24 protein-coding genes and 1 tRNA gene are annotated in these 25,308 nt (G+C 59.4%); 14 read left to right on the top strand and 11 right to left on the bottom strand.

Features of this window, described 5'->3' with window-relative positions; genetic code table 11:
* Positions 1-82 precede the first annotated feature (82 nt).
* From CQ015_RS10780 to CQ015_RS10730, 11 genes are all read left to right on the top strand, one after another.
* Positions 83-1,078 (top strand): SDR family NAD(P)-dependent oxidoreductase, encoded by a 996-nt coding sequence (locus CQ015_RS10780; RefSeq protein WP_105650093.1) that lies wholly within the window; start codon positions 83-85, stop codon positions 1,076-1,078.
* A 172-nt stretch (positions 1,079-1,250) separates the two neighbouring features.
* Entirely contained in the window at positions 1,251-1,535 is a 285-nt protein-coding gene (locus tag CQ015_RS10775; RefSeq protein WP_096255549.1) for an HU family DNA-binding protein, read from the top strand.
* Positions 1,536-1,821: 286 nt separating this feature from the next.
* Positions 1,822-2,106: an HU family DNA-binding protein gene (locus CQ015_RS10770; RefSeq protein ID WP_096255549.1), complete on the top strand. Its 285-nt coding sequence runs from the start codon at positions 1,822-1,824 to the stop codon at positions 2,104-2,106.
* 275 nt (positions 2,107-2,381) lie between these two features.
* Positions 2,382-2,882 (top strand): hypothetical protein, encoded by a 501-nt coding sequence (locus CQ015_RS10765; protein WP_146114048.1) that lies wholly within the window; start codon positions 2,382-2,384, stop codon positions 2,880-2,882.
* Positions 2,883-2,940: 58 nt separating this feature from the next.
* On the top strand, positions 2,941-3,543 hold the full coding sequence (locus CQ015_RS10760) for a copper resistance protein CopC (RefSeq protein WP_181150398.1): 603 nt from the start codon (positions 2,941-2,943) through the stop codon (positions 3,541-3,543).
* Between the two features lie 157 nt (positions 3,544-3,700).
* The gene (locus CQ015_RS10755; RefSeq protein ID WP_105650090.1) at positions 3,701-4,249 is read left to right on the top strand and encodes a copper chaperone PCu(A)C; all 549 of its coding nucleotides are present in this window, start codon (positions 3,701-3,703) and stop codon (positions 4,247-4,249) included.
* Positions 4,250-5,473, top strand: a complete 1,224-nt coding sequence (locus CQ015_RS10750; protein ID WP_105650089.1) for a Dyp-type peroxidase — start codon at positions 4,250-4,252, stop codon at positions 5,471-5,473.
* A gap of 105 nt (positions 5,474-5,578) precedes the next feature.
* Positions 5,579-7,693 (top strand): cytochrome c oxidase assembly protein, encoded by a 2,115-nt coding sequence (locus CQ015_RS10745; protein WP_105650088.1) that lies wholly within the window; start codon positions 5,579-5,581, stop codon positions 7,691-7,693.
* Positions 7,683-8,450, top strand: coding sequence for a hypothetical protein (locus CQ015_RS10740; RefSeq protein WP_105553291.1), 768 nt, complete (start codon positions 7,683-7,685; stop codon positions 8,448-8,450). Before CQ015_RS10745 ends, CQ015_RS10740 begins: the two co-directional genes overlap by 11 nt.
* A gap of 105 nt (positions 8,451-8,555) precedes the next feature.
* The gene (locus CQ015_RS10735; RefSeq protein WP_105650087.1) at positions 8,556-10,472 is read left to right on the top strand and encodes an NHL domain-containing thioredoxin family protein; all 1,917 of its coding nucleotides are present in this window, start codon (positions 8,556-8,558) and stop codon (positions 10,470-10,472) included.
* 162 nt (positions 10,473-10,634) lie between these two features.
* A complete protein-coding gene (locus CQ015_RS10730; RefSeq protein ID WP_374954987.1) occupies positions 10,635-11,900 on the top strand; it encodes an MFS transporter in 1,266 nt (421 codons plus the stop codon).
* Between the two features lie 7 nt (positions 11,901-11,907).
* Here CQ015_RS10730 and CQ015_RS10725 read toward each other — a convergent pair whose 3' ends face one another.
* The 8 genes from CQ015_RS10725 to CQ015_RS10690 all read right to left on the bottom strand — a co-directional run bounded on the left by CQ015_RS10725 (position 11,908) and on the right by CQ015_RS10690 (position 18,868).
* A complete protein-coding gene (locus tag CQ015_RS10725; protein WP_105650086.1) occupies positions 11,908-12,909 on the bottom strand; it encodes a hypothetical protein in 1,002 nt (333 codons plus the stop codon).
* Positions 12,910-12,949: 40 nt separating this feature from the next.
* Positions 12,950-14,653 carry a helicase HerA-like domain-containing protein gene (locus CQ015_RS10720; RefSeq protein WP_105553287.1) on the bottom strand — a complete coding sequence of 568 codons (1,704 nt, stop codon included), beginning with the start codon at positions 14,651-14,653 and terminating at the stop codon, positions 12,950-12,952.
* 63 nt (positions 14,654-14,716) lie between these two features.
* A complete protein-coding gene (locus CQ015_RS10715) occupies positions 14,717-15,487 on the bottom strand; it encodes an amino acid ABC transporter ATP-binding protein (protein WP_105650085.1) in 771 nt (256 codons plus the stop codon).
* Positions 15,477-16,139 (bottom strand): amino acid ABC transporter permease, encoded by a 663-nt coding sequence (locus CQ015_RS10710; RefSeq protein WP_105553285.1) that lies wholly within the window; start codon positions 16,137-16,139, stop codon positions 15,477-15,479. Before CQ015_RS10710 ends, CQ015_RS10715 begins: the two co-directional genes overlap by 11 nt.
* Before the next feature lie 89 nt (positions 16,140-16,228).
* Positions 16,229-17,035: an amino acid ABC transporter substrate-binding protein gene (locus CQ015_RS10705; protein ID WP_105553284.1), complete on the bottom strand. Its 807-nt coding sequence runs from the start codon at positions 17,033-17,035 to the stop codon at positions 16,229-16,231.
* Positions 17,036-17,193: 158 nt separating this feature from the next.
* The gene (locus CQ015_RS10700) at positions 17,194-18,123 is read right to left on the bottom strand and encodes an AEC family transporter (protein WP_105553283.1); all 930 of its coding nucleotides are present in this window, start codon (positions 18,121-18,123) and stop codon (positions 17,194-17,196) included.
* Positions 18,124-18,207: 84 nt separating this feature from the next.
* A tRNA-Gly gene (locus CQ015_RS10695) sits at positions 18,208-18,278 on the bottom strand.
* A gap of 104 nt (positions 18,279-18,382) precedes the next feature.
* Entirely contained in the window at positions 18,383-18,868 is a 486-nt protein-coding gene (locus CQ015_RS10690) for an SseB family protein (protein WP_181150397.1), read from the bottom strand.
* A gap of 111 nt (positions 18,869-18,979) precedes the next feature.
* Between CQ015_RS10690 and CQ015_RS10685 the strand changes: the two genes are divergently transcribed.
* Positions 18,980-20,686 (top strand): fumarate hydratase, encoded by a 1,707-nt coding sequence (locus tag CQ015_RS10685; RefSeq protein ID WP_096283286.1) that lies wholly within the window; start codon positions 18,980-18,982, stop codon positions 20,684-20,686.
* A gap of 75 nt (positions 20,687-20,761) precedes the next feature.
* Here CQ015_RS10685 and CQ015_RS10680 read toward each other — a convergent pair whose 3' ends face one another.
* Positions 20,762-21,625, bottom strand: coding sequence for a D-alanyl-D-alanine carboxypeptidase family protein (locus CQ015_RS10680; protein ID WP_096283287.1), 864 nt, complete (start codon positions 21,623-21,625; stop codon positions 20,762-20,764).
* Positions 21,626-21,867: 242 nt separating this feature from the next.
* Between CQ015_RS10680 and CQ015_RS10675 the strand changes: the two genes are divergently transcribed.
* Positions 21,868-22,362, top strand: coding sequence for a hypothetical protein (locus tag CQ015_RS10675; protein WP_096283288.1), 495 nt, complete (start codon positions 21,868-21,870; stop codon positions 22,360-22,362).
* A gap of 101 nt (positions 22,363-22,463) precedes the next feature.
* Complete coding sequence (gene dcd, locus CQ015_RS10670) at positions 22,464-23,045, top strand: dCTP deaminase (protein ID WP_096283289.1); 582 nt, start codon at positions 22,464-22,466, stop codon at positions 23,043-23,045.
* Positions 23,046-23,145: 100 nt separating this feature from the next.
* Here dcd and CQ015_RS10665 read toward each other — a convergent pair whose 3' ends face one another.
* Both CQ015_RS10665 and CQ015_RS10660 read right to left on the bottom strand, forming a co-directional pair.
* Positions 23,146-23,871 (bottom strand): VIT family protein, encoded by a 726-nt coding sequence (locus CQ015_RS10665; protein ID WP_096283290.1) that lies wholly within the window; start codon positions 23,869-23,871, stop codon positions 23,146-23,148.
* Between the two features lie 66 nt (positions 23,872-23,937).
* On the bottom strand, positions 23,938-25,266 hold the full coding sequence (locus tag CQ015_RS10660; RefSeq protein ID WP_096283536.1) for an MFS transporter: 1,329 nt from the start codon (positions 25,264-25,266) through the stop codon (positions 23,938-23,940).
* Positions 25,267-25,308 lie beyond the last annotated feature (42 nt).

The raw sequence follows: 25,308 nt of genomic DNA, 5'->3' as shown, positions 1-25,308 counted from the left end.
CGAGCACAGACCGGCAATAGGGCACGGTAAGCAGGGCTAGTGGCATCGCGATCTGCAGAGCAAGGCATAGTAGCGTTGAGCCATGAGCATTGAAGCCCGTGCCGGAACCCTGGACCGCTTAGGCTATGGAACGCCGCACCACGACGTATACGCCAATCGAGCCCGTTGGGCAGGCCTCGGCGAGGGGAAAGCCGCCGTCGTAACCGGCGCTAATTCCGGCCTTGGATTCTTCACGAGCCTCGCACTGGCGGAAAGCGGCGCCCATGTGGTGCTCGCCTGTCGCAATGAGGCGAAGGCCGAAGTGGCCATGAAAGAGATCCAACGTCGTGTACCCCAGGCGAAATTAGAGTATCTTCCCTTCGAAGCCTCATCCCTAGAATCTGCAACGGCGCTTGGGAACATTTTGCGTCACCGGGAACTTGATATCTTGATCGCCAATGCCGGGATGATTCGCACGCCGGCAACCCGAGTGGCCGGCAGTCTGGGATACCAGTCAACAATGAGCACAAACTTTTTGGGACACGCCCGACTAGTAGGGGAGCTCGCCGAAAATTTCCGCAGCCGACCGATGCGCTTCATCGGCCTCGGATCGGTGTCCACACTGTTGCTGAAAACAGACCCAAATAACTTGGCGCTGGATCACGGCTACCACGCCTATCGGGCCTACGCCCAATCCAAGGCCGCGGTTCAAGCATTCACTCTAGCCATGGACCACCGCTTGAAGCAGCTTTCGTGGCCTTCGCGCGCCATCGCGGTACACCCCGGATATTCCATTTCGGGATTGACCCTCCAAGTGCCCGGAATCAACGAACCACCCTATTTCAAGCGGGTCCGGGACCAAATGCAGGCCCGTTTCGCGCAGGGCAAACATGAAGGTTCGGTGTCCCTCGTGGAGGCGGCGCTTAACCCCGGGATATCCGCAAGTCCCCGGGGGACCTATCTTGGCCCGCGATTCCTCTCAAAAGGCGAATCTTCGCTGGCCAGACCGGCAAAAGTCACTCGACAGAAGCGACTTATGGACCCCGTTTGGAAGATCTTTATTGAAGCGAATCAAGGGATGGATCCATTCAAAATCTGAGCTTCAGTGAACTTTCACACCATGTAACTTGACCGAATATCGGTAAAAACCGCGGATCCGTGCGCCTTCTGTCGGTAATTGCTGGTAAGTTCTCTCAAGTAAGCCCGTGCGAGCGTGCGGCATCCGGCCCCCGGATTGGGGCGGCGGATCACTAGTCCAGGAGGACCACACATTGGCTATGAACCGTAGCGAACTTGTTGCCGCTGTTGCAGCTAAGACCGAAAACTCCCAGGTAGCCGTCAACGGTGTGCTGGATGCGCTGTTCGAAGTTTTCGTTGACCAGATCTCCCAGGGTGAGAAGGTTTCGATCCCAGGTTGGTTGGCAGTGGAGCGCACCGATCGTGCAGCTCGCACCGGACGTAACCCACAGACCGGTGAAGCTATCCAGATCCCAGCTGGCCACTCGGTCAAGCTGACCGCTGGTTCGAAGCTGAAGGCTGCTGTCTCCAAGAAGTAATGCCACGGCGCACTTTGTGCATTTCATTGACCCGTTACCCGAATTTATTTCGCGGTGGCGGGTCGATGTCGTTAACTACCAGATTCTCGGTATTTGCTTCCCCTCAACCTAAAAAATAGACCGTCTGGCGTTTTGAACCGTAAATAGTTGAAAAAATCCCCAGAATTCGCACGTTTTCGTCGGTTTCGGGGTCAAAGATTTGATATGTTCTCACTGATAAGTCCGCACGAACGTGCGGCACCGTGGCCCGCCGGGTCATGGACCACTAGTCCAGGAGGACCACACATTGGCTATGAACCGTAGCGAACTTGTTGCCGCTGTTGCAGCTAAGACCGAAAACTCCCAGGTAGCCGTCAACGGTGTGCTGGATGCGCTGTTCGAAGTTTTCGTTGACCAGATCTCCCAGGGTGAGAAGGTTTCGATCCCAGGTTGGTTGGCAGTGGAGCGCACCGATCGTGCAGCTCGCACCGGACGTAACCCACAGACCGGTGAAGCTATCCAGATCCCAGCTGGCCACTCGGTCAAGCTGACCGCTGGTTCGAAGCTGAAGGCTGCTGTCTCCAAGAAGTAAGTCCCCCAGACTTTTGCCGAGGGCCCGATTCTCTTCAAGGAATCGGGCCCTCGCATTCTTTAACGGTGAATGACGCCAACCCCTTTGGGACATTGTTCTACCTAGCGTAGAATCGATCTGCAGGGTCAAACACTCCAACTGAACGGTAGCTCTTCGTGCTCAAGGACTTCGGCGCAGCTCGCGTAATGCGCGGTTGGCTAGCTGCGAGCCTGTGCACCTGGACGGCATTTGCTGCGCACGCGCACAGTGCGCCAACGCGAGCTTCGCTCGTGGTGATGGTTTTGATTACCTGCGTCTCGGCGGTCATTGCTATCGCCATGCTTGGCAAGAAATTCAGTTTGCTAGCTACCAGCATCGTGGTGCTGCTCAGCCAAGGGCTCTATCACCTAGCACTGTCCGTCATGACGCACCATGCGCCGGCCGCATTGCCGATGGCTCAACAACATGCCGGGCACCATCACGGTGTTGAGCTTGCAGGAAATATTGCTTCCCAGTACGGTGCGGTGCAATCCGATTCGATGCTTTACGCCCACATCTTGGCCGCGGTGACCAGCATTGTCGTATTGCATACCGGCGAACAGCTCTTGGCGATCATTGGCGGCCTGCTGACGTTGAGCACGGTGCGCCATATTCTGGCCCGCGCCCGAAAGCTCGTTCCAGAATTCCCGCAGGTACCAGCGACATTCATCGAACCGGTACTGAACCAAATCTCTGTCCTGCTCCGACTTCCGGCCCGGCGCGGGCCACCTTCCAACGTATTGCCCCTCTTCGCCTAAACGAATCAATACGCTTCGATCGTGCACCGTGGTGCACCGATCATTGGAAGGAAAAATCTTGAAAACCCTCACTAGCCAGCAGTCATCCCGTACGCATCTCGCGCGAATTTCGGCCGCCATTCTCGTGGCATTCTTCGCGGTGTTCAGCAGCGTTAGCGCCGCTTCGGCCCACGACCAATTGATCTCCTCGGATCCAGCCAGCGGTTCGACAGTGACCGAATCACCGGAACAGATCGTCCTGGAATTCTCCGGAGTTCTGCAGCAGCTTGCTGGAGCGGAAACCAGCGTGGTGGCCTTGAGCTCCGAGGACGGGACAAAGATCGCCAGCGAAGCCACGACCAAGGGCACCAACGTCACAGTGGTACCAGAAGCGAATCTTAGCTCGGGAACTTACACATTGACCTACCGTGTTGCCTCCTCTGACGGTCATCCAATCGAGGACAGCATCTCCTTCACCGTGGACGTGGCAGAGGAAGCCCGCGAGTCCGCTAGCGCCTCAGCGAACAACGCGCCGGTTGAATCGGAACCAGCAGACCAGCAGCCTGAGCCGATCCAGGAACTTGGCTCACAGGTGAACCCGATTATTTGGGTCGTGATTGGCGTGGTTATCCTCGGTGCTGCCATTGCGGTACTGGTGAAATTCACGCGCCAGAATAAGTAGGCCGTAGCGCCCCACGCGCAACAGCATCCTCCCTTATGAGATCTTCGCAAGGCGACGTGAGCCAGGTTAATACCGGTGACCTATCGCGCGCATTTGCGCGCCCGATTCGCCGGCCCTGCTGGATCAGCCTTGCGAGCTAGCGAAAGCTGACACACCAATGAAGTATTTCAAGCTCACCGCCGCTCTTGCCGCGGCCACCACGTTACTGTTGACCGGCTGCGCCCAGGAACCTTCGGCCGTAGCACCACAAAGCTCCACCGACCAGATGCAGGGTACCCAGGCAGAAGATCTGCGCACGAACGAGACCTGGGCTAAAGCCGCCGAGCATGGAATGAGCGCCGCGTTCGGCGAATTGCGCAATGAAGGCGAATCAACGCTGGAACTTGAATCTGTCACCGATAAAACTCACGGCACGGTGATCGAAATCCATGACACGCAGGGCCAAGGAGCCGAAGCGCGGATGGCGCAGCACGAAGGTGCATTGCTCATCAAGCCAGCCGAAGAAGTTGTTTTGACTCCCGGCGGCACGCACTTCATGTACATGGATCTGAAGACCGAGCTGGTGGCTTCGCAAACCTCGACGCTGCAACTGAACTTTAGCGACGGTTCCAGCGCTGAAGTGCAGTTCCCGATACGCAACTTCAGCGGCGCCAACGAAAGCTACCACGGGTCGCCCGAAGAGCATGCTGATCACGAGGGCCACTAGATGGCAGCGGCTAATGTCCAACCGACTAGGCGCGTAGTACTCGGTGGTTCGGCCGCCGCGGCCATTGGCGGCGTCTTTGCGGGCTTCGGAGCTGGGCGCGCTACCGCCGCCGAGAACGGTGGTGCCGCGCCAAAGGCAACCGCGGCTGCGCACAACCCGCGATTCCAACCTTTCCACGGCAAATATCAAGCGGGTATCCTCACCGAACCGCAGGCTCATGCGGAATTCCTCGGATTCAACGTGCATTTTGAAGAGCTGGCTCGCTCCGAAGGGATCGAAAGGATTCGTTCGATCCTCAAAATGCTGTCCACGGATGCCCAGAGGCTGATGTCCGGTAGGGGAGTGCTTGCGGATACCGAACCGGAAATGTCGCATGCGGCATCCGATTTGACCGTGACGGTGGGAGTCGGCCAAGGCATCTTGGACGTTCTCGGGTATAAATCCGCGTTCTTGGGAAAGCTTCCGGCATTCGCGGGAGAGAAACTCGACGCGCGCTATGGCCAGAGCGATTTGATCATTCAATGCTGTGCTCAAGATCCGACCGTGCTGCACCATGCGGTACGTGCGCTGCGTAAGAATCTACGTGGAATTACCGAACCCGCCTTTGCCCAAAGCGGTTTCCTGCACGCGGCTCACCCCGTACGCCAGGGTCCGGGATTCCGAAACCTGTTCGGGCAACTCGACGGGATCAACAATCCCACCGGGGAGGCGCGCGAATTAGCGGTGTTTGGCGATGCCCAGGAGCCGAGTTGGATCGCTGGCGGCACCACCTTGGTGCTTCGCCGCATCGAAATGAATCTGGACAAGTGGGACGAGGTGGATCGGGCCGGACGCGACTTCGCCTTGGGTCGACGGCAAAGCGACGGCTCCCCGCTGTCCGGGACGAAGCCAACGGATCCGGTGGATCTGCAAGCGGTCGACGGTCTGGGGCTGCCTGCTATTGCCGCTCATGCCCATGTCGCCAGGGCGAAACCGGAAACGGCTGATGAGGTACTGTGGCGCCGCGGCTATAACTACCACGAGACCCAGAGCTCGGGGTTGTTATTCGCTTCGTACCAGCGCGATCCGAGGAGCAGTTTTGTGCCGGTCCAACGCCGCCTGGCGCAAGCCGATGCGCTCAACGAATGGATCACACACGCGGGCTCGGCGTTGTACGCGATCCTCCCAGGGGTCGCGGAAGGCAAATATTTGGGGGAAGAACTATTCTCCCAAAATAAGCAGTAGGAGCGTTACCAAGCGGTGAGGCGGTGTGAGATGCACCGCCTCACCGGCCTAAAACCACTACCCGATTCAAAGCCGGGTAAATGCAAGTGAGATGATGGAGAGGTTATGGCCACTCAAACTCCAAAGCCACCGGCGACCAGGTCGGCACCGCAGCAACCCTCCATATCGCGATATCTGCTACCGGCAATCCCGGTTATGGCGCTGGTCTTCCTCGGCGCGGCGCTATTCACCGGAATCGCCGCTCCCAGCCAGCTCGCAGACCCCGGGGCTTTCGTGCGTTGGGCGTTGCCCATCTCCCGAGCGATCCACCACAGCTCCATGGCAATCACCATCGCTGCGCTGATCTTTGCCGCGGTCATACTTCCCCGCAGCACCAAGATCCGGCGCCCCAGCGTCGACGACGCGCGCGTAGAGGTGGGCCAGAGCCATCCGGCTTTCAACCGCGCCATGAACATTGCCGCCGGCGCCGGTGTGGTGTGGACCCTCGCGGCAGCTACCGTGCTGCTGCTGACCTTCTGGGACCTGGCCGGTGTCCCGATGAACCTCGACGCGAGCTATACCGCGGCAATTCTTGACTACATTCTGCAGTTGGCCACCGGCCGGGCCTGGGCTTGGATGATCGTCATTGCTGCGATCACTAGTTCTCTGGCCCTGGCCATCCGTTCCCACACCGGGGTGGGACTGGCCGCGGTGTTTTCGCTATTCGGCATTGTCCCCATGGCATTTATCGGCCACGCTGCCGGCGGAGATGACCACTACGGCGCGGTGAATTCCATTGCCCTGCACCTGTTGGCCGTGGTCATCTGGTTCGGCGGCATCGTGGTGCTGGCCTTGCTTTCGCCGACGCTGACTTCCGCGGCCCCCGGACGCTTCGAATCCCGTCCGGTGCTTGCCGGGCTGGTGCTCAAGCGTTTCTCCGCCTTGGCAACCGTCGCCATTGTCTTGATGGTGGGATCCGGTCTGGCCTCTGCAACGATCCGCATCACCGAGCTGGACCAATGGCTTTCGAGCTACGGGCTAGTGGTGATCGCCAAGGTGGTCCTGACGCTGGTGCTGGGTTTCCTAGGCTTCATGCACCGCCGCCACGTCATTCCGCAACTGCTGGCCGGGAAACTCACGACACTCAATGCAGCTTGGCGTGTGGTGCTGGCCGAACTCATCCTGATGGGCGCCACGATGTCGCTGGCTACGGTGCTGGCACGGACCGCGCCGCCCACCGATGACCAGCCCCCGGTGGAGGCCACCCCCGCGCGTCTGCTGACCGGCTATGAACTTCCGGCGCCGCCGACCACTGCCAGCTGGTTGACCGTCTGGCGCCTGGATTGGCTGTGGGTTGCGGTGTGCTTCTTCCTGCTGGCCTTCTACCTCTGGGCGTTTATCCTCCTGCGTCGACGCGGAGATAAGCCAAGCTTCCCGCGGCTCTTCAGCTGGATCATCGGCTTGGTGGTGCTGTTCTACATCACCAGTGGTGCGCTGGCCGTCTATGGCAAGGTGCAATTCTCGGTCCATATGGTCGACCACATGTCGCTGACCATGATTGCGCCGATCTTCTTGGTGCTCGGAACCCCGATCACCCTGGCCCTGCAGGTGCTTGGCTCACGAACCGACGGAACGCGTGGACCACGCGAATGGATCTTGTGGGCGGTGCACTCGAAGTATTCGGCTGTGGTTACCCATCCGATCTTCGCCGCGGTGATGTTCGCCGGATCGATTGTCGTTTTCTATTTCACGCCGATCCTGGAAATCGCGATGAAGTACCACGCGGGGCACGAACTGATGAACGTGCATTTCCTGCTCACCGGCTATATCTTCGCGCTGTCGCTGGTCGATGCGGACCCGATCCCTAAACGCTACCCGTACCCGATGCGACTGATCGTGCTCCTAGCCACCGTCGCCTTCCACGCCTTCTTCGGGGTGGCGCTGATGGGCAACGAAAACCTGTTGGCTCCGGACTGGTACGGCAATATGGGGCGCACCTGGGGCGGCACCGCGATGGAGGATCAAGTGGTGGGCGCCGGGGCGATGTGGGCCATTGGAGAGGTGCCAACCTTGGTTTTGGCCATGTTCGTGGTGGTTTCCTGGCTGCGCCAAGATAAGAAGGACACCAAGCGATATGACCGCCAGGCTGACCGTGATGGAGATGCCGAGCTGGCAGCCTACAACGAGATGTTTGCGAAGATGAAGCAGCAAGATACAAAGGGAGAATATCGTGGCCGCTAAGGTATGGAAGCTGACCGCCGGAATGCTGGCCGGGGCACTGCTGTTTTCCTCCTGCTCGGCCCAAGAAGCTGGCACTGAAATGCCTGATGACCTCACGCACCAAAAGGCCACCGAGCCACCGAGCGAATCGGCCAAGGATCCAGCGCCATCAGGCTCCGCGGAAGCCGAACTGACTAAGGCGCAGGTGGTTGCCTCCACCGGTGCGGTGATGGCAGCGACCCTGGGTTTCCCCAACTCACGTCAGATTACCGCGGAGGAGCTCGAAGGCCTCGCGGTTGCCCCGACCGACACGCTGAAGGGTGTGGTCGTGCTGCCCGCGCAGTGCTCGGAACCGGTCGAAGAACTGAATTGGTCCCCGGCGCAGCTGGGTACCGAGGTTGCGCGCACCGACTTCACCAATGAGGCGCAGAACATTGCAGGTTCCATCGAAGTCGCCGAGGTGAAAAACCGCGAAAAGCTCGAGGATCACTACCGCACCGTGTTGGAGATCCGCACCGAATGCAAGAGCGTGAAGCTCAACGGACCGGAATACACCGAGACGCTGAAGTTCTCCAGCCCCGGAATATCCGAGGTCGAGTCTCAGTTGTACTACACACGCACCGGAGATTCCGCGAACGCCCGCGAATCGCTGGTGTTATTGCAGAGCAAGGGAGACTATGTGGTGATGGTTTCATTCATGTCCACCGCTTCGCTGGCCGAGCAAGAGTTCAACGACGTAGCCAAGACCATCATGGACACCGCAATCGCTCAGCTCTAAACGGCTTAGCATCGCTTCATACTGTTCTGCGGTGCAGGGCTAGTGGCAGATAATTGAAATCTCACTGTCGCATCTAGATAGTGAAGTCGCCTTGAAAGGACAATCATGAGTGCAACTTCCGACTCGGTACGCGCAAACTACAAGGTCAGGGCCAGCGAACTGGTGGGCCGCAACTGGCTGAATACCGGCGGTGAACAACTGAATCTCGAGGCCCTGCGCGGCAAGATTGTCCTTCTGGATTTTTGGACCTTCTGCTGCATCAACTGCCTGCATGTGCTGGACGAACTGCGTCCGTTGGAAGCGGAGTACTCCGATGTCTTAGTCACCGTAGGCGTGCACTCGCCAAAATTCGAGCACGAGGCAGACCCGGAGGCGCTCGCCGCCGCCGTGGAACGCTACGAAATCCACCACCCGGTGCTTGACGATCCAGAGCTTGTCACCTGGCAGGCCTACGGCGCTCGCGCCTGGCCGACGCTGGTGGTGCTCGATCCCGAAGGCTACATCGTGGCGCACCTTTCCGGCGAGGGCCATGCCCAGGGGCTGGGCTCCCTGGTCGACGAACTCGTGGCAGAGCATGAGGCCAAGGGAACCCTGCACCGCGGCGACGGACCCTACGTGGCGCCCGAGGCCCGCGAAGGGGATCTGCGCTTCCCGGGCAAGGCAATCGCCTTGGAGAACGGGAACTTCCTGGTCGGCGATTCCGGCCACCACCGCCTCGTGGAGCTGGGCAATGACCTGAGCACCGTGGTGCGCACCATCGGTGCAGGGGTCAAGGGCTATGCCGATGGCGACGCGGATACCGCACAGTTCAACGAGCTGCAGGGCCTGGCCATACTGCCGACGGAACTTGCCGCGAAGGTCGGCTACGACGTGATCGTCGCCGATACCGTCAACCACCGGCTGCGCTCGGTCAAGTTGAGCACCGGGGCGGTCGGAACCGTGGCAGGCAATGGAGTGCAGCGCCTCCTGGACGCGGAGAACGCCCGCCAAGAACAGCAGCCAACCGAGCTTGGCAGCGACGCGCTGAACATCTCGCTGTCCTCGCCCTGGGACGTGCTCTACCACCCTTCGGGCAAGGTCATCATCGCAATGGCCGGCACGCACCAGATCTTCTCCTTCGACCCGGTCACCAGCGCGGTTAATGTCTTTGCCGGCAGCGGCCTGGAAGGCCTGGCCGACGGCAAGCCGCTCGAAGCGTGGTTTGCCCAGTCCTCGGGTTTGAGCCTGGACACCAATGACGATGTGTGGATCGCCGACTCGGAGACCAGCGCCCTGCGCCGGTTGGAAATCGACGCGCAGGGCAATGCGGTCGCGGTGCACACCGCGATTGGCGCGGGACTCTTCGATTTCGGTTTCCGCGATGGCGAAGCCGAGCAGGCTCGCCTGCAGCACCCGCTGGGCGTGACCGCATTGCCAGATGGTTCAATCGCGGTGGCCGACTCCTACAATGGTGCGGTGCGCCGGTTCGACCCGGTGACCGGTATGGTTTCGACCTTGGCCAAGGGGCTGAAGGAACCTGCAGACGTGTTGCTGGACGATTCAGTCGATGGGGCCCCGGTGCTGCTGGTTGTGGAGACCAACACCCACCAGCTGATCCGTATCCCGGTTCCTGCCGAGGCACTAGTGGTGGACGAGGGTGCGAGCCAGACCCAGCGTCCGAAGACCAAGGTGCAGTCCGGCAACCACGAGATCCTGGTGCGTTTCGCCGCACCGAAGGGCCAGAAGCTCGATGACCGTTGGGGCGACCCGACACAGCTGAAGATCTCGGCCAGCCCCGAGGAACTGATCCTCGAAGGTTCCGGTACCTCGGTGGGGCTGACGCGTACCTTGGTGCTGAACCCTGAAATCACCGACGGCGTCCTGCATATCACCGCACGCGCGGCGGCCTGCGATGGCGAGCCAGGCGGCGAGATCCCAGATCATGCCGCGTGCCACCTGTACCAGCAGGATTGGGGCATCCCGGTAGAACTCGATGCCGGCGGCGACAACGAATTATTGCTTGATCTGCGTGGCGTGAACTAGCGATCACGCACTCAGCTCGGGGCGCACCAAGTACGACTTGGTGCGCCCCGAGTATTTAAGTGACAGGAAATTGAGGAAACCTCACCAATTTTGCGTTGCCCGGTCGCTAGACTGGATGCCGACGGGAGGAGCCGAAACATCTGGTGTTCGGCTAATTAATTCGTGGCAAATAGGATGTTCCGGGCACTGGAAGTGCCGAACTATCGTTTATGGGTTATCGGTGCGCTCGTTTCAAATATCGGAACCTGGATGCAACGCGTGGCCCAAGACTGGCTGGTGCTCACCGAGCTGACAGATCATGACGGGGTGGCCACCGGCATCACCACCGGCCTGCAGTTCCTGCCCATCTTGCTCCTCGGCCCCTACGCCGGCCTGGTTGCCGATCGGTATGACAAACGCAAGGTCCTGCTCGCAACCCAGACCTTTATGGGCCTCTGCGCGCTGGTGCTGGGCACCTTGGTCATCACCGGAACGGTTCAGCTGTGGCATGTCTATGTCCTTGCCACCCTGCTAGGCATCGGATCGGCCTTTGACGCCCCCGCCCGTCAGGCATTCGTCTCCGAGATTGTGCCCGGCACTCATCTGACAAACGCGGTGGCGTTGAACAGCGCCAACTTCAACCTTGCCAGGCTCGCGGGACCTGGAATTGCCGGTGCGGTGATCGCCTTGGTCGGGACCGGCCCGGCCTTCCTGCTCAACGGTTTGTCCTTCCTGGCGGTGCTGTTCTCGCTGAGCACCATGAAAGTCTCCGAACTGAGCCAGTCCAAACCCGTGGCGCGCGCCAAGGGGCAGGTGCGTGAGGGATTCAGCTATGTTAAAAACCGCAAGGACCTGCTGTTGATCTTTGCCATGGCATTTGTCATTGGCACCTTCGGGCTGAACTTCCAGATGACCAACGCGATGATGGCCGCCGAAGTGTTTGGGGTGGGCGCAGCAGAATACGGAATCCTGGGCAGCATCATGGCGGTCGGCACCTTTGCCGGCGCCTTGCTGGCGGCACGTCGCTCGAGGCCACGCTGGCGATTCGTGATCGGTGGCGGCATCGCCTTCGGTGCGACCGCATTGCTCTCGGCGTTCATGCCGCACTATCTGCTCTTCGCGGCGAGCCTGGTCCTCGTCGGGCTGAGCGCGCTGACCTTCCTCAACAGCTGCAACACCATGGTGCAGACCTCTGTCTCGCCACAGTACCGGGCCAGAGTTCTGGCGCTTTATCTGATGGTGGTGCAAGGCGGAACACCCTTGGGCGCGCCGCTGGTGGGCTGGCTCGCCGAGCTGCTGGGGGTGCGCGCAGCGGTGGCATTCGGCGCGGTGCTTTCGCTGCTGGTCAGCGTCGTGGCCCTGCTGGTTTGGCAGCGCTTTCGTCCCGATGCGGTGCCATTGCGTACCCAGTTCAGAGAACTCGTACCGGTTCGCAAACGACGAGGCTAAGCCGGGCTTATTCCTCGGTGCCTGCTACCGGAACCACGCTGACTTCGGAGGTGCTGGTGGTCAGTTGCGCGGTGAAGGAGAACTGCTCATTCACGGTCTTCTTTTCCAGCGTACCGGTACGCAGGTCCTGCTCGGTCAACGACAGCTTTGCCGTCACTTTCAACGGGCTGAGCACCCACGCGCCATTGTAGTAATTGACTTCAATGGTCGGGTATTTCGCGATGGACCATTCGATGGTCTCGGGGTTCACCCGTGAGGGGGTGTGATAGGCGAAGGGGCAGCCCGAAGGCATCAGTACCTGCTGCGCGGCGCATTCATTGAGGTAGGTTCGTACCTTGGAATTGACCTGCGCAATAAATTCCTTGGTCGGCTGCGTCTTCAAGGAAATTTCCACCGGTTCCTTGGCCGGACCGGTCACTACTACTCCACGGGTGTCGGCTTCGAAGTTCTTGGTGCTGAAGCTCGCGTCGGTAATCGAGGGGTAGAACACCGGCAGGGTGCTCACCCCCTTGACCAGAGGGATCTTTTGATCATTGACGGCAACCTCGTTGACGGTATTGGCCTTGACCCGAACGGTAGGGAGCATCACCGGTTCAAAGGACCACTGGTCGAAGAACAGCCAGGACTTGCCGGTGCGGCGCAGCGTATAGGTGGATTCTTGTTCGACACCGTCGGCCTTGTACGTGGCGGTGACCGTATGCAAATCCGGGTCGTTCTCGGAAGAATCGGCCTTCTGCGCGTCGAATTCCGTAATCCCCGCTTGGGTGCGTTTGAGCACCTCGCCGTCGAGTGCTACGGCGTCGCCCTGGGGGACTTGGGCACCCATCAGGCCAAGCGCCTCGGCGCCTTCACCGGCAAGCAGATGCTTGTGCAACGACTCGACCGCATGCTCTGCTGAGAACAGCGTGCGGTTGGCAACAAGGGCGCTAGTTACCGCCAGTGCAACGATGATGATGGCCGCAGTTGCCCAGCGCAGGGCAAGGCGCGGCACGGAGATACGAGATTTCATTATTAATCAGGCTAGCGGGTTTCCGTTCAGAGGTTGTAACTCAACGTCGGCGTCGTCGGCGTTTTGTGCCGAACATGCCGCGGAGCATTTCGCGCCCCACCATCTTCGCCGCGTCCATCGCGAAGTCCATCAGCGGGTTGACTTGATTGTTTGAAGAATCGTTGGAGCGTTGTGGGGGCGCGGAGGATGACGACGGTGATTTTGTACGTGACGAAGACGGCGGCGTGGATTCAACCGGTGGCTGTTCGGCCGGGCTCTGCGAACTGGGCGGTACCGAAGTGGGCTTGCCAAGAATTGAATCCGCGATCCGGCGTGCTTCGGCATCGACATCTTGCGCATCCGAAGTACCGGAGCCCGGCGCCGCAGCCGGTGTTGCCGGCTCTGTGGCCGCCGGTTGGCCATTGAGCATCTCCATGGCCGAATGCCTATCGACCGCCGTGGCGTATTTTGCTGCCAGCTCAGAAGTCTCGATCAGCGAAGCCTGAGTTTCCGGGGACGGTGGACCAATGTGTGAGCCCGGCGAGGTGAGCTTGGTCCAAGCCACCGGCGTCGGCGCACCGCGCTCATTGAGCACGGTAATGACCGCTTCGCCAACCCCGGCTTGGGTGAGAGCCTGGCGCAGGTCCAGAGGACCAGCAGGGAAGGTCTTGATAATTGCCTTGAGTGCTTCGCCGTCCTTAGGCGTGAAGACGCGTACCGCATGCTGTATCCGGTTGCCGAGCTGGCCGAGCACCTCGTCGGGCAGGTCCGCGGGCGATTGCGTGACGAAGAACAGCCCAACACCCTTGGAGCGAATGAGGCGAACGGTCGAAATGATCGCATCGACGAATGCCTTGGAAGCGTCTTTGAACAGCAGGTGCGCCTCGTCGAGGAAGAAGACGAGCTTTGGCTTGTCCAGATCGCCGGCTTCTGGCAAGTCATCAAAGAGGTCGGCAAGCAACCACATCATAAATGTGGAGAACAGCAACGGTTGGCGATTCAGTGAGGGCAGTTCCAGGCAGCTGATGATGCCGTTCCCGGCCTCGTCGAAACGTAAAAAGTCGTCGGTATCAAATTCGGGCTGGCCGAAGAATTTATCTAGGCCTTGTGACTGCATGATGGTCAGTCCGCGCAAGATGACTGCGGCCGTTGCGGCAGGAACTCCGCCGAGACCTTCGAGATCCTGCTTGCCTTCATCGGAGAGCAAGAAATTAAAGACCGCTTTGAGATCCTTGAGATCATCCATGGGCAGCTCACGCTGGTCGGCGTAGTGGAAAACCAGCTGGAGGCATTCCTCCTGCGTCTCGTTGAGTTCCAAAACGCGTGCAAGCAAGATCGGGCCGAAAGAATCAATGGTGGCACGTACCGAAAGCCCGTCGGTGCCCTCGCCGAGGGTCAAGAATTCCACCGGGTTCGCTCGTGCGGTGAACTCGTGGCCGATACCCGAGAGGCGTGCGGTGAGTTTGTCGCTGGGCTCTCCCTGCTGGGCCAGGCCGCCCAGGTCGCCCTTGATATCCGCCAAGAAGACCGGCACGCCCTGAGCGCTGAGCTGCTCTGCCATCACCTGCAAGGTGACGGTCTTGCCGGTGCCCGTGGCACCGGCAATGATGCCATGTCGGTTGAGCATTCTTAAGGGAACACGAACTTGAGCCTCAGGCTCCGGCGTTCCAGCGACAATTGCCGCGCCAAGCTCCAGGCATGTGCCGTCAAAGGCGTAACCAGCCCGAAGCTGCGCGATGATCTCCTGCGAGGTACTTTCAACCATGCACATAGCCTACGCATCGCGTGGCGCTATCGGGAGAACGGCACGTAAAAATTCGTAGAAGACTTAGAAGGGATGCAAAAGCCGCTGCATAAAAGCCTTGGTGCGATGATGCGATGGATTACCGAGAACCTGGGCGGCGGACCCGTGCTCGACCACAACTCCACCATCCATGAACACCACGGTATCGGCCACGTCACGGGCAAAAGCCAGCTCGTGGGTGACTAGCACCATTGACCATCCCTCCTGCGCCAACTCCTTGATCACGGTCAGCACCTCGCCGACAAGTTCCGGATCCAGGGCACTGGTTGGCTCGTCAAAAAGCAACAGATCCGGCTGCAGCATCAGCGCCCGCACGATGCCCACACGTTGCTGCTGACCGCCGGAGAGCGAAGAAGGATAAGCCGCGGCCTTCTGCGAAAGGCCGACCCGCTCCAGCAATTCATTGGCTTTAGCCATCACCTCTTCGCGGGGCCGGCGCTGCACCTGCAAGGGGCCAATGGTCACATTTTGCAGCACCGTGAGATGGGGGAACAAATGGTGACCTTGAAAAACCATCGCTGAGCGATCGCGGAGCACCTGGGCCTTCTTAGGTGAAAGCCCAGGGGCAAAGCGCACCTCGGGGCCACCGGCAAAAGCTACGACTCCTTGATCCGGATTTTCCAAGCCGTTTAAGCAACGCAGTGCGGTAGTTTTACCCGAACCAGACGGTCCAATGAGTGCTACAACTTCACCGGAATGCACGGTAAAATCTATGCCGCGCAAAACCTGATTGCTGCCAAATGCCTTGTGCAGCCCGGTGACGTTGAGCAAGGGGGTGGGGTTCCTAGGCGACATACTTTTCAAGCCTGCTTTCCATGCGGTCCTGGATTGCCGAAAGGATCAGGCAAATGACCCAATAGATGGCTGCCGCTTCGAGGTATAGCAGCATGAATTCATAGGTGGTAGCGGCGATTTCCTGGGCACGCCGGAACATCTCGGTCACCAGAATCATCGATGCCAACGACGTGTCTTTAACCAGCGAAATGAAGGTGTTCGACAGCGGCGGTACTGCCACACGCGTCGCCTGCGGCAAGATGAGCCGATACAGGGTGCGCGTGCGGGACATCCCAATGGTGTAACCGGCCTCCCACTGCCCACCAGGCACCGACAGGATTGCGGCGCGGATGATTTCCGCGGCATAGCCTCCGACGTTGAGGGTGAACGCCAAAATAGCCGAAGGCCAAGGATCAATGGTGACTCCCAAGGAGGGCAAGCCATAGAAGATCACGAACAATTGGACCAATAACGGGGTGCCGCGGATGATCGAAATATAACCACGGGCAATTCCGGAGACCAGCTTGTTCGAGCTGATCCGCATCAGCGCGACCATCAACGCCAACGCCAGGCCCAGGCTGAAACTGATCAAGGTCAGGGGAATGGTGGCCATTAATGCGCCGCTGACCATCGGCCACAGCGAATCCAAGGCTAGCTGCCAGAGTGAATCCATTTGTTATCTTCCCGTCCTAGACAGCGGACACTGGCCCAAAGTGGGTCCTTGGGCCAGCTTACGTGTCGAGGTGCGACGATCGAGGCTAGTTACTTGGTGATGTCTTCGCCGAAGTACTTTTCGGAGATCTTGGTGAGGGTCCCGTCAGCCGACAATTCCTCCAATGCGGTGTTGATGGCATCGCGAAGTTCGGTCTGGTCCTTCTTCAAGGCGACGACGGTCTCGGACTTCTCTTCGGACTCGGCAGCGATCTTGATGCTGTCATCCGGGTTGGTCGTCTGCGAATCCAGGAAGGTGAGTTTGTCGTTGACCGTGGCATCAACGCGGCCCTGCTTGAGCAGCGTGACGGCCTGGGCCCAGCCCTCGACCGCCTGGATCTTGGCGCCCGCATCCTTGGCATCATCGTGGAAGCTACTGGTCAGCGACTGCGCAGTGGTTTTACCGTCCAGCGAATCGAAGGAAGTGATGTCGGTGTTCTCGCTTTTGGTGACGATGACACCGCTGGAGAAGTTGTATGGCTCGGAAAGCAGGTATTTCTCAACCCGTTCCGGGGTTACGTTGACCTGGTTGGCGATGACGTCAAATCGTCCGGCTTCCAGGCCGGCGAAAATGCCATCCCATTGGGTTTCTTGGAACTCGACCTCTACGCCGAGCTGATCGCCGACTGCCTCAATAACTTCGACATCAAAACCGGTCAGCTGATCGCCTTCGTGGAAGGAGAAGGGACGGTAGGTGCCTTCGGTGCCCACGGTCAGCACGCCGCTGTCTTTCACATGCTGCAGCAGGTTTTCATCCGCGGCGGGGGAGCTGGCGGAGTCTGTACTTGAGGCACCGCATGCACTCAGTGCCAGTGCGAGTACTGCCGTAATTGCCAGAAGGGGAGCTGTGCGCTTCATGATGACCTAACATTTCGAGGTGACGAGGTGTTCTCTACCCAGATCAACGGTGCTGACTTACCGGGTATTCCGTAAGATTTCCGTGAATAAACCTATGAAGCAACTGACATGTCATATATCTTCTTCTGGGAATCGATCATCCGTCGCCGAATCTTCCGCTAAAGCCCGAGGAGCAATGCCAGAATCATCATCATGGGGACGGCGCAGATAGTGGTGATTAACACCGTATCCTTGGCGACCGTCACACCACGCTCGTAGCGTTGCGCGGTGACGAAAATATTCTGTGCGGTGGGTAGCCCGGCCATAATGACCGCCGCGACCAGCATCCCACCGGAAAGGCCAAAGAGGTAGGCGGCGGCCAGCCACGCGAGCAGCGGCTGCAAGAATAGCTTCGCAACCGAACCCAGCAATACATCTGCCCGGCGTCCGGACTTCTTTTCCAAGGGTTTGGAGCCGACCAGGGAGATGCCGAATGCCATCAGCATGGCCGGAATCGACGCACCAGAAATTAGTTCGATAGGTGCCAATACCAATTCGGGAACCTCGAATCCAGTCAGCGCCACCACCAGTCCCAGCATCGAACCGATAATCATCGGGTTCTTCGCGGTGGCAACCACCAAGGCTATCGGGGTAGTGCGATGTGTGCTGGTCGTAGCATCTAGCATGGCCAGATTGATCGGCTGGTAGAGGGCCAACTGAAACAGGATGATGGGCGCCGCATGAGACACGTCGCCAAGCACGTACAAGGCGATGGGCAGGCCAAGATTCGCGGAGTTCACCGTGGAGGCCGACATGGCCGCCACGATTCGTTCGGCCGGCTCGCGTTTGAGCCACTTATAGGTCACCAGATGGTAAGCCAGAGCCGTCAAACCGGCAGAGATCGCGGCAACCCACATCAGCGGCCCCAGTACGGCCACCGGTTCTGACTCGGCCAAGGTGACAAACAACAGCGCCGGACTGGCGACGAAAAACGTCAGGCGGCTCAGCACATGGCGTCCCTGTTCGCCCAGCACTCCGGTGCGACCCACCAGGTAACCCACCAAGATCACTATCCAGATGATTGAGAATCCTGACAGCACACCGGTCATGGAAACTCCTCGGTTCGATAAGGCGCGGGATGCCAACGCAAAACGTCGAGACACCTGAGGTGTCCCGACGTTCGGCCTAATGCGAGCGGGCGACGGGAATCGAACCCGCGTATCGAGCTTGGGAAGCTAGCGCTCTACCATTGAGCTACGCCCGCAATGCTCCGGGCGGCCTATTGGCGGCCCGGGCGAAGTCCAGCTTATCCTACGAAAACGCAGGTCAGAAATCTGCGAACCAAGATGTCCGAATTTTGACCCGAACTTACTCGGCCCGTTTTTCCTTGAGCAGTTCCTCCTTCAGGATGGCCACTCCATCCGCTGGAACTTCAAAGCTCAGCTCATCTCCCGGATTCACCACGAAACCGGTTCCTTCCAGCGCGCGCACAATTGTGGCACCCTGAACCTTAACTCCATAGGGGGCCATGTCGATGTAGGAGCCAGGGATACGATCCAAACCGGTAAACAGCGCGACCATTGCGGCCCCAGCCGGGTTGGTGAGCAGCATCGGCTGAGCGTTCTTGTTCTCCTCGGTCACCTCCTCGCGTGAGAGGAAGTAAACCTCGGCGGTCATGAAAGCGCTGATCACGGATCCGGAAAGTTCGGGTTTGTTAAGTCCGGCCTGCAACATCATCTCGAAGTGCGTTTTGGGACGTTCACGTTCCTTGTCCATTGGCGTTTCGACGACCATATTCGGCTGGTCGTCGGGATTGCGTCCGTCCCGCGGGGCGTTGCTGTTATCGGAGCTCATGTACTCAAGCATGTCGCGCCAAACCCGCAGGTGCAAACGCCGAATGAGGAAAATCGGCGCAAAGGCCTAAAATAGTTGAAGAGCAATCATCATCATTTCCAAGGACTGAGCATGCCTGAATTTCGCTATGAAGATCTTCTGCCAATTGGCGAGGATCAGACCCCATACCGCAAGATTTCCTCCGAGGGCGTCAAAGTTGTCGCCGGACCGGATGGCAAGAACTTCCTGCAGGTAGCCCCCGAGGCACTGGAACAGCTGGCCGAAACCGCACTGCACGATATCTCGCACTACCTGCGTCCGGCCCACCTGCAGCAGCTGCGCAACATCCTCGACGATGACGATGCCAGCCCGAACGACAAGTTCGTGGCACTGGATCTGCTGAAGAACGCAAATATCGCCGCCGGCGGCATCCTGCCCATGTGCCAGGACACCGGAACGGCAATCGTCATGGGTAAGCGCGGCCAGCGTGTGCTGACCGAAGAGCAGGACGAGATTTCGCTATCGCGCGGCATCTACAACGCGTACACCCGGCTGAACCTGCGCTACTCGCAGCTCGCCCCGATCACCACCTGGGAAGAGAAGGCCACCGGCAACAACCTGCCCGCGCAGATTGACCTGTACGCAGACACCAAGGCCTGCCACGACACCGACTACAAGTTCCTGTTCATGGCCAAGGGCGGCGGCTCCGCCAACAAGTCCTTCCTGTACCAGGAGACCAAGGCGATCCTCAACGAGAATGCGATGCTGCGGTTCTTGGATGAGAAGTTGCGTTCGCTGGGAACGGCCGCTTGCCCGCCGTACCACCTGTCCATCGTCATCGGTGGAACCAGCGCCGAGATGGCCTTGAAGACCGCCAAATACGGGTCGGCCAAATACCTTGATTCGCTGCCCACCGAGGGTGCCATGACCGGACGCGGATTCCGCGATACGGAGCTTGAAGACAAGGTGCTGGAGCTGACCCGCCACTTCGGCATCGGCGCCCAGTTCGGCGGCAAGTACTTCTGCCACGACGTGCGCGTGGTGCGCCTGCCACGCCACGGTGCCTCGCTGCCGGTGGCTATCGCGGTATCCTGCTCCGCCGACCGCCAGATGATGGCGAAGGTCACCGCCGACGGACTGTTCGTCGAGCAGCTGGAAACCGATCCGGCGCGCTTCATGCCAGATGAGAACCACCCGGCGATCGCCGCGCACGACGACGAAACCGCTGGGGTCTCCGGCACCGGCGGATCCTCCGTGGTCAAAATCGACCTGAACAAGCCCATGGATGAGATCCTGGCCGAACTGTCCAAATACCCGGTCAAGACCCGACTGTCGCTGAACGGTCCGCTGGTCGTGGCTCGCGATATCGCGCACGCCAAGATCAAGGAACGGCTGGACGCCGGCGAAGAGATGCCGCAGTACCTGAAGGACCACCCGGTCTACTACGCGGGTCCGGCGAAGACTCCCGAGGGCATGCCCTCGGGTTCCTTCGGCCCAACGACCGCCGGTCGCATGGACTCCTACGTGGATCAGTTCCAGGCAGCCGGCGGCTCGATGGTCATGCTGGCCAAGGGCAACCGCTCCGGCCAGGTCACCGAGGCCTGCAACACCCACGGCGGGTTCTACCTCGGTTCGATCGGCGGCCCGGCCGCCCGCTTGGCGCAGGACTGCATCAAGAAGGTCGAGGTCGTCGAATATGAGGAGCTTGGCATGGAAGCTATCTGGAAGATCGACGTCGAAGATTTCCCGGCGTTCATCGTTGTCGATGACAAGGGCAATGACTTCTTTGAAGCGACCATGAAGCCGACCTTCACCGGCATTCCGGTTCGCGCCAAGTAGTACGCGAACGTGGCTTAAATGCTTGGGGGCTCACCGAATGGTGAGCCCCCAAGCATTTAACATATGGGTATTGAACTACTTTTCGGTGAAACCGAAACCCCAGTCGCGATACGGGGGAAGGAAACGAAGCACCAGCAGGTCGTCGTCCTTGACCGGACCTGATTCGTCCTTCTTCTTGGAAGCCGGCGGAGCGGAATCTTCTTCGACGGTTGCCGCGTTTTCCACGGTTTTCTCGCCAGCCTCTTCGCTTGCCGCTGCTTTCGCGTCGTGCAGGAATTCGTGATACTCCTCGAAGGTTTCGGCCTTCGATTCCTTCATGGCCGCGGCGTGCTCCTTGCCGATATAACGCACATGCCATGGCTCGTACTTATAGCCGGTGATCTCTTCCATGCCTTCCGGATAGCGAATGATCAATCCGTAGTCCACCGCATGCTCGGCAACCCACATGCCGGCGTTCGTTAGGCCGAAAGATTCTTTGAGATCGGTGCTGCCGCCGATGCTTCCAACATCTGCGGCCAAGCCAAGCTGGTGCTCGCTGGTTCCTGGGCGTGCAGAAATGCGTTCGGCATAGGCCGTACCGTATTTGGCCTGGTACTGGTTGAAGAGCACCGCTTGGCGTCCATAGGATCGGTAGGCGCTCAAAAGCTTGATGGGGTGACCGGACTTGCGTGCCCCGGCAATCAAAGCCTCAACGGCCTCGGCCGCTTCGGGGCGCAGCTTATGGGAAGTTCCCGCGACATCCACCAGCTTCTTTGGCGTGTAATCGGCAGGGGAGAGCTGGGTGTCGGGATTGATCAACGCGAGGAAGCTTGCGGCATCGGTAAACTCTCCAGCCTCGACTACTGGCAGCGCTTCGGGAGCCGCATGAGCTGCCACGCTGCCAGAGAGCACAACAACGCCCGCCAAAACGGCACTAGTGACTGCTGAAGCCAAGCGCATGAAACGTACCTTCTGTTGTGGATCGGCGAATGGGACACAAGTCCCTAGACCACGATAGCCTCAAATCCTCTATAAACTATGGGAATTTGAGCAGAACCACATGTTTCGATGTCACCGGGTTCACCCGGTGCACAGCACAGTGTCCGCGAGAATGACCGGTAGCATCAAGGAGACGAATCAAGAGTCTTGCTTCGCGCATAAGATCCGCACCTAGCCCCAATCATGCAAGGAACTCGATCTAGTTGAATAAGAACGAACTCAAGGCCGATGGGTTCACCGGTTTTCGGCCCTTTAAGGCGCTGGAGACGAACCGTGTGCCACAGCGTCAGGGCATCTTTGCGGTCTTGCGCCCCGCGGATTTCGAACCGCGTTTCCTGGCGCGCAGCGGCGCCGGAATATTCAAGAAGAAAAACCCTTCGCTGCCGATTGAAGACTTGAAAGCCCGCTGGGTCCAGGAGGCGGACATCTTGTATATCGGAAAGGCCAGCCCGGGCAGCCAAGGAAATCGCGGCCTCCGCATACAACTGAAAGAGATCATCGATTTTGGGGCGGGCAAACCCCCGGGGCACTGGGACAGCCGTTTGCTCTGGCAACTTGCGGGCTCCGGGAAGCTCATCATTGCCTGGAAGGAACTACCAGCCGAAGACCTGAACCAGGCTCTGGCCAACTATCAAGCGAAGTTCCTTGCGCACTATGGCCAGCTACCCTACGCGAATATCGTTCAAACGCGCGCCTAGGGTGAGCGATTCAGCAGATTCGGGAATAGTTTGCCCTAAAAACGCTACTTTTTGGGTTTCCTACTGCGACTTACAGGGATGAACAGGATAAATTTAGTTACGTGTTGTATTCAGATCGTGATATTCGTCGAGAAATTGTATCCGGTGAAATTGGCTTAGAGCCGTTTGACCCTGAGATGGTGCAGCCCGCATCGGTTGATGTGCGCTTGGACAGATTCTTTAGGCTCTTTGATAATCACAAGTACGCTCATATCGATCCGGAACAGGATCAGAATGAGCTGACCCGGCTTGTTGAGGTCGCCCCGGACGAACCCTTCATCTTGCACCCGGGAGAATTCGTGCTGGGATCCACCTATGAGGCGGTGACTCTTGGCCATGGAGTTGCTGCGCGGCTCGAAGGCAAGAGCTCCTTGGGCCGCCTGGGTCTGCTGACGCACTCAACCGCGGGATTTATCGATCCGGGTTTCTCCGGTCACGTAACCCTAGAGCTGTCGAATATGGCAACACTGCCGATCAAGCTTTGGCCGGGATCGAAGATCGGGCAGCTGTGCTTCTTCAAGCTGACTTCGGATACCGAACACCCCTACGGCTCGGGTCCATACGGGAATCGCTACCAGGGGCAGCGCGGGCCGACCGCTTCACGTAGCCACCTGAATTTCCACCGCACCACTATCGAAGAATAAGTCCCGAGTTCCCCGCGCGCTGTTCTAGGGCAGGCTGCCCGGATAGGCCTTCGAGGTGTGGTTGCTCCTTAGCGCTAAGGAGCAACCACACCATCGCCATTTAAAGCATCAGGGCGCTTCCGCCGAGCCAAGAGCCGATGGCGAAGGTGACGACCAATGCCGTGGCCCCACCGATCAGCACGCGCAGCGTTGGGCGTAGCACCGGTGCGCCACCGAGCTTGGCACCTAAGATGCCGGTGACCGCCAGCGCGAGCAACACCGCGGCAAAGGTCACCGGAATCTTCAGTGGCCCAGGCAGCAGGACGGCGGTGGCAAAAGGCAGGACCGCACCGCTGAGGAAAGCAATAGCCGAGGCGATGGCCGCGTGCCACGGACTGAGCACCTCATCCGGATCAAGATTCAATTCGGCATCCAAATGGGCTCTGAGCACATCGTGCTCGGTCAGCTCAACGGCAACCTGTGCCGCGGTGCGGGCGCTCAGCCCCTTGTCCCGGTAGAGCTGGGTCAGCTCTTCGAGCTCGGCTTGGGGCGTGTCGCGCAGTTCGGCCTGCTCCTTCTCGATCAGCGCCCGCTGAGAATCTGCGGCGCTGGCGACCGACACATATTCACCGAGAGCCATGGAGATGGCTCCACCAATCACGGCTGCGGCGCCGGCGGTGAGGATCGGAGCGTTGGCGGTCGTGGCACCGGCAACACCGACGACCACGGCGGCAACCGAAACGATTCCATCATTTGCCCCGAGGACTCCCGCGCGTAACCAATTGAGCCGTTCGGCCACCCCCGAATCATGCGGCTCGACACCGTGCTCGGTATTTTCTGCGTTCATGAGCGACAGTCAATCACTAGTGCACCGGGCTTAGCCAGCAGGAGAAGATTTACGGCATTCGCGTTTCTAGCTGCCCGGTGTTTTGTGAGGCGAGCGGATCGGCAGCAGCAACAACAGGCCTAGCAGAAGCACCACTAAAATTCCCAGGATTCCATAACGTTGTGCCTGACCGCTCTCCACCAAGGGGGTGGCAAGGGCAATGGACAGTCCAAAGAGCGTCGGAGCGAGGAAGGAGACCGCACGTCCGGTGGTCGCGTAGAGACCGAAAAGTTCGCCCTCTCGCCCTTCGGGGATCATCCGGGACAGGTAGGAGCGCGAGGCCGACTGGGCCGGTCCCACGAATAGGGTGAGCAGCAGTCCGAAGATCCAGAATCCTGAGGCACCGGGGGAGAAGAACACCCCGGCCCCGGCAATCAGCAAGCCAATGAGCGAACCGGTGATTACCGCCTTCGGTCCAATCACGTCATCGAGGCGACCGCCTATTACCGCGCCGAGCGCGGCGACCATATTGCCCACAATTGCGAAGATGATGACCTCGGTGAGCGTAAAACCGAAGGTTCCGGCGGCAATCACGCCGCCGAAGGTAAAGATCGCGCTGAGCCCATCGCGGAAAACGGCCGAGGAGCCTAGGAAGAAGAGCAGATTGCGGTCTTCATGCCACAGGCCCACGATGCGGCCCCACAACACCTTGTAGGACTGCGACAACGGAATCTTCGTCGACACCGTCGAGGTGCTTTCGGGGATGACGAAGAATAGCGGCAGCGCAAAGATCAGGCACCACAGTGCGCTGAACACCGCGACCCACCGCAAGTTCAGCGAGTCGGCGGTATTCGCTCCGGGCCAGTCGACGATTGGCTGGACGAATCCGAAGAGCACCAGGGCCAGCGCCAGAATTCCGCCGACATACCCCATGCCCCAGCCGAAGCCGGAGACCTTGCCAACGGTGGCGCGCGTGGAAATCTGGTTCAGGACCGCGTTGTAGTTCACCCCGGCGAATTCAGAGAACAGCGACAAGGCCGCAATGATCCCGACACCAAAGAGCAGGTAGTTCGGATCGGGGTAAACGAAGAAGCCGGCGGCGCAGACCAGCACAAGCAGCAAGGTATTAACGATGATCCAGAGTTTGCGCCGCCCGGCGGCGTCCGCCCGGAGCCCGGTCACCGGAACAAGCAAGGCGATCAACAAGCCTGCGATGGATAGGGCTTGCGAGAGGACCAGCGATGAATGGTCGGTATCACCGAAAAGTTCACTGGTCAGATACACGGTGAACACGAAGGTGATCATCACTGCGTTGATCGCCGCCTGGCCCCAATCCCAACTTGCCCAAGCCCAGGTGTACTTATTGAGCCACTTGCCACCGTGTTGGTCTACCACCGGTTCAATATTCGATCCCATGTGGGCATCGTACAGGTTTGCGGTGATCAGAAAATGAATTAG

Source organism: Arthrobacter sp. MYb221 (assembly GCF_002979835.1).
Taxonomy (GTDB): domain Bacteria; phylum Actinomycetota; class Actinomycetes; order Actinomycetales; family Micrococcaceae; genus Glutamicibacter.
This window is presented reverse-complemented; position numbering and strand designations above follow the sequence as displayed.

Excerpts from the sequence above, each read along its gene's own strand:
- CQ015_RS10780 (WP_105650093.1), top strand. The coding sequence starts at position 83 with ATGAGCATTGAAGCCCGTGCCGGAACCCTGGACCGCTTAGGCTATGGA.
- CQ015_RS10765 (WP_146114048.1), top strand. The coding sequence starts at position 2,382 with ATGGTTTTGATTACCTGCGTCTCGGCGGTCATTGCTATCGCCATGCTT.
- CQ015_RS10710 (WP_105553285.1), bottom strand. The coding sequence starts at position 16,139 with ATGGATTCACTCTGGCAGCTAGCCTTGGATTCGCTGTGGCCGATGGTC.
- CQ015_RS10755 (WP_105650090.1), top strand. The coding sequence starts at position 3,701 with ATGAAGTATTTCAAGCTCACCGCCGCTCTTGCCGCGGCCACCACGTTA.
- CQ015_RS10720 (WP_105553287.1), bottom strand. The coding sequence starts at position 14,653 with ATGGTTGAAAGTACCTCGCAGGAGATCATCGCGCAGCTTCGGGCTGGT.
- CQ015_RS10680 (WP_096283287.1), bottom strand. The coding sequence starts at position 21,625 with ATGCGCTTGGCTTCAGCAGTCACTAGTGCCGTTTTGGCGGGCGTTGTT.
- CQ015_RS10725 (WP_105650086.1), bottom strand. The coding sequence starts at position 12,909 with ATGAAATCTCGTATCTCCGTGCCGCGCCTTGCCCTGCGCTGGGCAACT.
- CQ015_RS10705 (WP_105553284.1), bottom strand. The coding sequence starts at position 17,035 with ATGAAGCGCACAGCTCCCCTTCTGGCAATTACGGCAGTACTCGCACTG.
- CQ015_RS10690 (WP_181150397.1), bottom strand. The coding sequence starts at position 18,868 with ATGAGCTCCGATAACAGCAACGCCCCGCGGGACGGACGCAATCCCGAC.
- CQ015_RS10660 (WP_096283536.1), bottom strand. The coding sequence starts at position 25,266 with ATGGGATCGAATATTGAACCGGTGGTAGACCAACACGGTGGCAAGTGG.
- CQ015_RS10735 (WP_105650087.1), top strand. The coding sequence starts at position 8,556 with ATGAGTGCAACTTCCGACTCGGTACGCGCAAACTACAAGGTCAGGGCC.
- CQ015_RS10700 (WP_105553283.1), bottom strand. The coding sequence starts at position 18,123 with ATGACCGGTGTGCTGTCAGGATTCTCAATCATCTGGATAGTGATCTTG.
- CQ015_RS10665 (WP_096283290.1), bottom strand. The coding sequence starts at position 23,871 with ATGAACGCAGAAAATACCGAGCACGGTGTCGAGCCGCATGATTCGGGG.
- CQ015_RS10685 (WP_096283286.1), top strand. The coding sequence starts at position 18,980 with ATGCCTGAATTTCGCTATGAAGATCTTCTGCCAATTGGCGAGGATCAG.
- CQ015_RS10745 (WP_105650088.1), top strand. The coding sequence starts at position 5,579 with ATGGCCACTCAAACTCCAAAGCCACCGGCGACCAGGTCGGCACCGCAG.
- CQ015_RS10750 (WP_105650089.1), top strand. The coding sequence starts at position 4,250 with ATGGCAGCGGCTAATGTCCAACCGACTAGGCGCGTAGTACTCGGTGGT.
- CQ015_RS10715 (WP_105650085.1), bottom strand. The coding sequence starts at position 15,487 with ATGTCGCCTAGGAACCCCACCCCCTTGCTCAACGTCACCGGGCTGCAC.